The following is a 7,084-nucleotide window of genomic DNA, read 5'->3' on the forward strand; positions in this document are numbered from 1 at the left end:
GTTTTGATGGGGAAATCAGGCAGCCTGCCAAGGTGGCAGCTTTGCCGTGGAATCAGTGGCAGCTTTCGCGTGGAATGGGTGGCAGGCTTCGTCTGGAATCAGTGGCAACCTTGGTCTGGAATACGCAGTCGACCCACTCATTCGCAAAAAGTGCCTGCATCACGCAAGTCTGGAGTCTCAGGTTCCTTACACCATGCCCTCCAGCGTGAAAGTCTCAGAAGCGCTGTTCCAGGCAACACAACAACTTCAGTTGGGATCGGATAAAGAAAAGATCCCCGCGTCTTTCGACTGGAATACGTTGGCAGAACACGGCTTTGAAGGCCTTGATCCAAACGGCCACTTCACCGGCAAGAATCCACGGTTAGGGAAGCGATAACATGACCCAAAAACTAAAAGGGAAAGGCTACACCACGGATCTGACGCTGGGGTGGGTGACTGAGGACCTGGGGCAAGACTGGCTGCAATGGCAGCAGTACACCGCTGAATGGCTAAAAACGCAAGACAAAGGCGTTGGTAAGCGTTTGTTGAGTATAAGAAAATTTCTTCTTTACCTGAACGCGAAAGCCCCGTATGCCGCTGACGTGGCTACAATCTTCACGGGCCATCCGAGCGGCCATAAAGTGTCCAGTGAAGAGTATAAGGCGTTTTTGGTTAGCAGTGGAGCGACTGTTGATAACTCCGAATACGTTTCGCACGCGGTTGATTTATGCGACTACATCCTCCAGCACCATTTGAATGTCGAGGATGATGACGGCGTCGAGCGCCCCCTGTTCCTGAATCCGTTCGATAGAATCAAGAAAAACAAATCAAAAACCGAAACCGTCCACAGCCCGTTACCGTATCGCTATATTCAGCAAGCCAGGCACATTCTTTGCCCCTACCCAACAGATGACTCCGGCAATAAAGCGCCATGGGTTGGGTTCCACTTCCGGGACTGGCATTGGGCCATCGATCACCTCCAGTATGGCAATTTGGCGTGGATGGAAGTGCCTCCAGAGGTTATTGATCCCGATGATCCGGATTGCGTCGCCCGTACACGGTTGGTCCAACGGAAAATCGGTAAATCATACAAGTCTGTGACCATCCATGAGATCTGGTCGCCGGTGATGGCGATGTTTCTATTTACCAAACTCCATCTGCCGCTTCGTTCTTTTCAGGTACGGTTTCTGGACTCCGGTGAAGGCGATACCTGGCGTTACGAGCGCGGTCATTGGGTGGAAAACACCAAACACCCCTTCAAGTATGGGGCACCCAAGCGCCCCTATGAGAAAGGCGTCTTCCGGCGCATTTACGACTCGATGACGGAGAGCTATGCCACCGGGCTGTACGTCTCAACCAACAAAACCGCCGATCAAAACAAAGACGAACTTCAGCGCGGCTACACCATCCCTTGGCAGCACGAAGAACTGCTATATTGGCTGGAAAAACTCCGCAACTGGCAGGAAAAATATAACCCCATCGACCGGTTGGTTAAAGGTACCGAGCTTAAATCAAAAAATATTGGCAAGACCAAATCCAAGAAGCAATTAGCCGAAATGGGCGAGTTTGCGTTTCTATTCCGAGAGAGAAACTCAAGCTTCCCGATTTCCGGCGTCACACTGGGGAATCCCTGGTACCGCCTGTTGTCGAAACTGGAAGAAGATTTGTTCCAGTCGGGCTTGAGGATGAGAGACGGGCACCGTCTGCGGTTTGTGAAAGACTACGGCGATGACTACGAGGGGCCAGAAGCGAGCAAGGTGGCAACGGAATACCCACTTCACAGCCTCCGCGTGTCGTTGATCACCTGCTACACCATGGACACCGATCTGCCGTTGCCGGTGATCTCCAAGCTACTGGCCGGTCATACCCGGCTGTTAATGACGATCTATTACAACAAGATCACACCCTCGGTGATGGCCGAAAAAATGAGCGAGGCCGACTCCGCCTTGGTTGAACGCGGGGAAGCGTCCCTGAAGAACTTTCTTCAGGACGCAGAGATGAGGCAGATCCAGCTTTGCACTGCGTCGTTCGGTGATACATACAACTCTCTCGAAGCCGTGCTGGCGAACCGGAATCCGATTGGCTGGGAAGAGCGGGCCACCGGTCTGTGCCTGGTCGGCGGCAACTCCGTGCGTTCGGATGAACTGTCCATCGTTGGTGGCTGCTGGAACGGCGGCCCGTTAATCCGGAATTCAACAGCACCTGATACTAGGGTTTATGGCCCGGTACCCCATGGCCCTGAAAACTGCCCCCGCTGTCGCTGGCACATCACCGATGCGACCTACCTTCCTGCACTCAACTCTATGTTCAATCAGATCAGCTACAAAGCGCACCAGGCGGCTGAACTGGCCGCCGAGATTGAAGGCCAATTAGAGGCCCTGAAGGATGAGCTATTCATCGCCGAGGAAACCGGTAAGCCGTTCCTCAAGCACAGCGAACTTCAGTCTCTGGAGCGCCGGTACGAAAAGCAGCGCGTGGAGGCAGATGAGTACGCCAAAGACTACATCGCCATCTTCAATCTGATCAACAAAGTGGTCCAGATCGAAAATGGGCGAACTGAGGACGATGACCGTCAAAAGCTAGTCGCCGTGGGGTCTGCGGAAGACCTCAATGTTAGCATGAAATTCATCGAAACCGACTCGGAATTGCTGCACCTGTCTTTGCTCTGTGAGGACGCTGAATTCTACCCCGACCTTCACGATGACCTGCGCAAGACACCTGCGATTGCCAAGCGTACCAATGTCTTGAGTCGAATGATGGCCCGCTCCGGGTACAAGCCCGTCTTTCTGGAAATGGACGAAAACACACAGTTGATCGTGGGTAATGCGCTCGTTCGAAAGATGGCTAAGATCGCGGACCCAGAGGACAAGATGGAGGGTTATCGAATCGCAACGAACTACATCGAAGCGCAAGAGTTCCTGGAGAACGATGGGCTCCTGAAATCGGGAGTTGAGGCAGTCAAACAAATCACCCCGATCACGCTGTCTTCGGGCGCTCTGAAGCGGATTCCGGCCTTGGAGGTGTCCGAATGAACATTGATGTTGATGCGATTCTGGACACCCTTAAAGACGGCAAGACCGCGAAGACAAAGGCTTCTCTGGATAAGCTCCACGAAACGTTGAGCGCCTACTTCGACTCCGGTGCCCAGGATTTTTCCATCACCACCATTGGTCGCGTATCCGAGGAAGACGGCGGTGTGGGCTATCAGTCGATTCGTGCCACTGCAAACAAGCATTATCGGGATCTGGTCGAAGCGTGGGCCGCCAAGGCAAAGACCACCACGAAGAAACCACCGGTCGGCCCCCCCAAGAGAATGAGCCAGGACCACCAACTGCTGGAGCGCATTGAGGACGCGGCGGTGCGTGCGCTGTTCGGACAAATCATTCGGGAGCGGGATCGCTACAGAAGCGAAGCCAATATGCTCAAGAGCACAACCGAGATCGTGATTGATAAGCGACCCACGACGTATGTGGAGCCCCAGTCTGAAGCCAGTGTGGAGCTGCTGCCCTCGTTAAAGGGGATCTGTTCGGAGAACGAGATCAAGGCGTTGCAAACCGTCTGCACCGAAGAATGGCTGGAGAAACTCGGATTCAGAGCGAATGCACGGGGCCAAGTGAAAGATGAGCTGGGTACGGAAATCCTACCTCGCGGATTTCTAACTGCGATCAAAAAGATCCTGGGGAAAATGGATGAGTAATGGTCAGGAAAGAGCACGTCAGAACCTGAGTGCCTTCCAGAGCTGGGTGGCCACCCAAACGGATGACGATTTTAAGCAGATCATCTTTCGGGGCCAGTTAAACCGTGGCGAAGTGGCCAAAGCCATAGGCATCGGAAAGAGCGCGTTGCGCCAGAATCCGGCCATTAAAACGGCACTGGAGAATCTGGAGCAAAGCCTGCGTGATCGGGGTGTACTGCCAGAACTGACCGAAACCGCCCAGGCCCAGCAGTCAGAACCGAAGCGCTATGATCCTAGCGTTAACCAAAGAGCCATGGAATCGAGAAGGCTCTCTGTGCTGGAGCAGGAAAACATTGAGCTAAAGGCCCGAGTGGCAACCCTCGAAGCCAAGCTAAAACGTTACGGTGAACTGTCCGAAGTCCTCACTGAGTTCGGAGTCGCGCCCGATGCATGAGGATTATTTCCGTGTCACCAGTTGCCAGCATAACGGCTACAAATACACGATCTTCACGGGCATTCCCCTTAAAGTCGACAGTTACAAAATCAACTCGGGCAAATATATCGTTAGCATCCGATGTGAAAACCAGTCTTTGCCTATCAAGCCGTCGGTTGGCCAGCAATGGCGGGTGCGTGGTGTAAGGACGCTGGAGACCGTTCAGGCAGGCGATTATGAGCTTCAGCAGCATTTGTATGACGCCCCAGCTGAGATGGAATGCACGCTGCCGGAAACGGGTGAGGCGTTGATCCGCTTCATTGCCAATGAAAAAGAGTTCACGGGTATCGGTGAGGCCAAAGCACGAGCCCTCTGGGACGCTTTTGGCAGCGACCTGCACTCTATGCTCCAGGCCGACACTGCTAAGCACAGAGGCCTTCTCAGAAAGGTTCTCAGCGAGGTTTCAGTAACCGCGCTTTACAACGGCTACGCTAAGTACAAAAACCTTGCGCATGCGAACTGGCTGGCTTTTCTGGGAGTGCCGCTGAGCATTCAGCAACGCATCCTGAAATACCACGATGATCGCACCGTTGCGATACTCAAGAGCAATCCTTACGCATTGCTCGGATTCGGGATGTCTTTTCCCGATATCGATGCCATTGCTGAACAGATGGGCATGGAGAAATCGGCACCGGAGCGGCTCGCAGCTGCTTTAGAAGGCGCGATACGAAAAGAGGTAGAAAAGGGGCATACCTACGCCTCCCATCAAGCTCTCAGGCCCGAGGTTGTCAAGCTTCTGGGCGATAAAGCCCTGGTCGCAGAGGCGTTCGCCAGCGGTTATCGCAACGGCCAGTTCATTCTCCGGCCAGAGACCGGCACCTACCATCCTACCGCCCAAATCATAATGGAGTCGGTCGTTGCGAAGCGGCTCAAGGTCTTGGCCGCCACCAAGGATGAAGATGAACCCGTCTTCACGGCGCTCACCGAGGCCGTTCAGGAGTTGCCCTACGACCTGACCGAGCAGCAGCTCCAAGCGGTCGAGTCGAGCCTGACGAATTCGGTGTCCTGCATCACGGGTGGTGCCGGAACGGGTAAAACCACGGTGCTTCGAACCGTGCTCAAAGCCTATGCTGCGCTGGGCTATAAGGTTCATGCGGTCGCTCTGTCAGGGCGAGCAGCCATGCGGCTGCACGAGAGCATCGGATTCTTCACCATGACGATTGCTCGCCTGCTGAGGGAAGAGCCGATCTCGCCGTCACTGGATCAGGTGCAGCATCTCCTGGTCATCGACGAAGCCAGTATGATCGACCTGCCGACCATGTATCGGATCGTTACGCACCTCGATCCCTCGGTACGCATCATCCTGACCGGCGACCCGAACCAGCTACCAGCCATCGGCTGTGGCAAAGTTCTCTCAGACATCGTTGAATCCGGCGCAATCGCTACGGTTGAGCTGAACATCGTCAAACGCCAAGAAGGCTCAACGGGTATCCCGGAATACTCGACCACTATCAACCGGGGCGAGATGCCTCCTTCGTTATCGGTTGGCGCAATCACGTTCCACGAGACGCCTCCGCAGAAGGTGGTCGATAAGTGCAAATCCTTGTATGCGCAGTCACCCTATAACACCCAGATCATTGGAGCCACCAAGGCTCTAGTTGGCGAGGTGAACCGTGAGTGCCAAAAGCTGATCAATCCCGATGGGGAGCGCTTGCAGTTTAGATTGCATGGCGATGAATTCTTCCTCGATATCAGAGTGGGCGACCCGATCCTCTTCACCAGGAACAACTACAACATAGGCATTCAGAATGGGTCTCTTGGCGTATTATCCTCAACAGAGCGCGACACCCAGGACGGCCAGGAAACATTTGGTGTCGTGACACTGGATACCGGCGAAGCCATTTCAATTACGGATGAAGTCTTCGATTGCATGGAGCTTGGCTACGGAATCACGCTCCACAAGGCTCAAGGGAGCCAGTTCCCGAGAATCGTCGTGGCAGTCCAGACGGGGCGTATCTCAGACCGTGCGTGGCTTTACACGGCGATTACCCGTGCCGAGGCAGAGATACATATTGTCGGGCAGGCTAGTGATTTTGCGTCCATCGTAAAATCGGTAAGCAATGCCACCAGGCGGGCGAGTTTCTTGAGGGAGCTGCTGCAAGAGAGGGATTCGGGGGTTAGCCATTAATGGCACGCCCCCTCATCGCCGGTCGCGGCCATCGGGACCTCTCCCTGTACCGCAACTTCATCTTAAACGATCATCGCTGGTCGTCAAATACCTCGAAATCAGCTCATAAACAAAAGCGAACATTCGGAGTACCTCATATCCTTGGCGTTATCTGCCCCAGTTAAGCGCTTGGTCGCTTCTCAAGAACCTGGCAAGCGATCAAATGGACTAACTGTTCCAGCTCGTCGATCGCCAATAATGTGGGTGTAGATTTCAGTCGTCCGAATATCGCTGTGGCCGAGGATTTCCTGAACTGTTCGAATATCACTCCCTGATCTCAATAACTCCGTCGCGAAAGCATGCCTAAAGGTGTGTGCTGACACTCGTTTGGTGGTGCCGCTATCCAGAACCGCCTGCCTCAGTTGCCGCGAATAAGAAGAACGATGAAGATGGTGCCGGCACACATAGCCAGCGATGGGGTGAACGCATCTTGTCGAAGATGGGAATAGGTATTGCCATCCCAAGTCCTTCATAACCGGCCCGTACTTCTTATGCAGTGAGGCGGGCACCGAAGTAAGGCCAAATCCATCGGCTAGATCAGACTCGTGCACGGACCTTGCGTGGGCGATTTGTCGTTCAAGGTTATCTCTGAGATTTCCTGGAATCAGTGTGTATCGGTCTTTCCGCCCTTTGCCGTTGAATAGTAAGCGTTCATTCCACGACGTAGTTGACCTACTTCACGTCACGCAGAGGCCTTAATAACTCCGGCGAGACCTTGTACTGTTTGGGGCCGTCCTCGGCCAGAACAATCACACTCTTGCGGTTGATC

The 7,084-nt window shown here is 54.0% G+C and carries 5 protein-coding genes and 1 pseudogene; 5 read left to right on the top strand and 1 reads right to left on the bottom strand.

The genetic code is table 11. The annotated features are described in order from the left end of the window. Window positions 1-46: 46 nt before the first annotated feature. Genes LWH94_RS18540 through LWH94_RS18560 form a run of 5 tightly spaced genes read left to right on the top strand, consistent with a single transcriptional unit; the run spans window position 47 to window position 6,276 of the window. The gene (locus LWH94_RS18540; RefSeq protein ID WP_232903224.1) at window positions 47-376 is read left to right on the top strand and encodes a hypothetical protein; all 330 of its coding nucleotides are present in this window, start codon (window positions 47-49) and stop codon (window positions 374-376) included. A 1-nt stretch (window position 377) separates the two neighbouring features. Further along, window positions 378-3,011 (top strand): gamma-mobile-trio integrase GmtZ, encoded by a 2,634-nt coding sequence (gene gmtZ, locus LWH94_RS18545; RefSeq protein ID WP_232903225.1) that lies wholly within the window; start codon window positions 378-380, stop codon window positions 3,009-3,011. Next, the gene (gene gmtX, locus LWH94_RS18550; protein ID WP_232903226.1) at window positions 3,008-3,676 is read left to right on the top strand and encodes a gamma-mobile-trio protein GmtX; all 669 of its coding nucleotides are present in this window, start codon (window positions 3,008-3,010) and stop codon (window positions 3,674-3,676) included. The genes gmtZ and gmtX overlap by 4 nt, the downstream gene beginning before the upstream one ends. Beyond that, a complete protein-coding gene (locus tag LWH94_RS18555; RefSeq protein ID WP_232903227.1) occupies window positions 3,669-4,109 on the top strand; it encodes a VPA1267 family protein in 441 nt (146 codons plus the stop codon). The genes gmtX and LWH94_RS18555 overlap by 8 nt, the downstream gene beginning before the upstream one ends. Further along, complete coding sequence (locus LWH94_RS18560) at window positions 4,102-6,276, top strand: AAA family ATPase (RefSeq protein ID WP_232903228.1); 2,175 nt, start codon at window positions 4,102-4,104, stop codon at window positions 6,274-6,276. The genes LWH94_RS18555 and LWH94_RS18560 overlap by 8 nt, the downstream gene beginning before the upstream one ends. A gap of 179 nt (window positions 6,277-6,455) precedes the next feature. Here LWH94_RS18560 and LWH94_RS18565 read toward each other — a convergent pair. Beyond that, a pseudogene (locus LWH94_RS18565) lies at window positions 6,456-6,941 on the bottom strand (tyrosine-type recombinase/integrase); the annotation flags it as partial. Window positions 6,942-7,084 lie beyond the last annotated feature (143 nt).

Source organism: Marinobacter sp. G11, from assembly GCF_021282325.1.
Taxonomy (GTDB): Bacteria; Pseudomonadota; Gammaproteobacteria; order Pseudomonadales; family Oleiphilaceae; genus Marinobacter; species Marinobacter vinifirmus.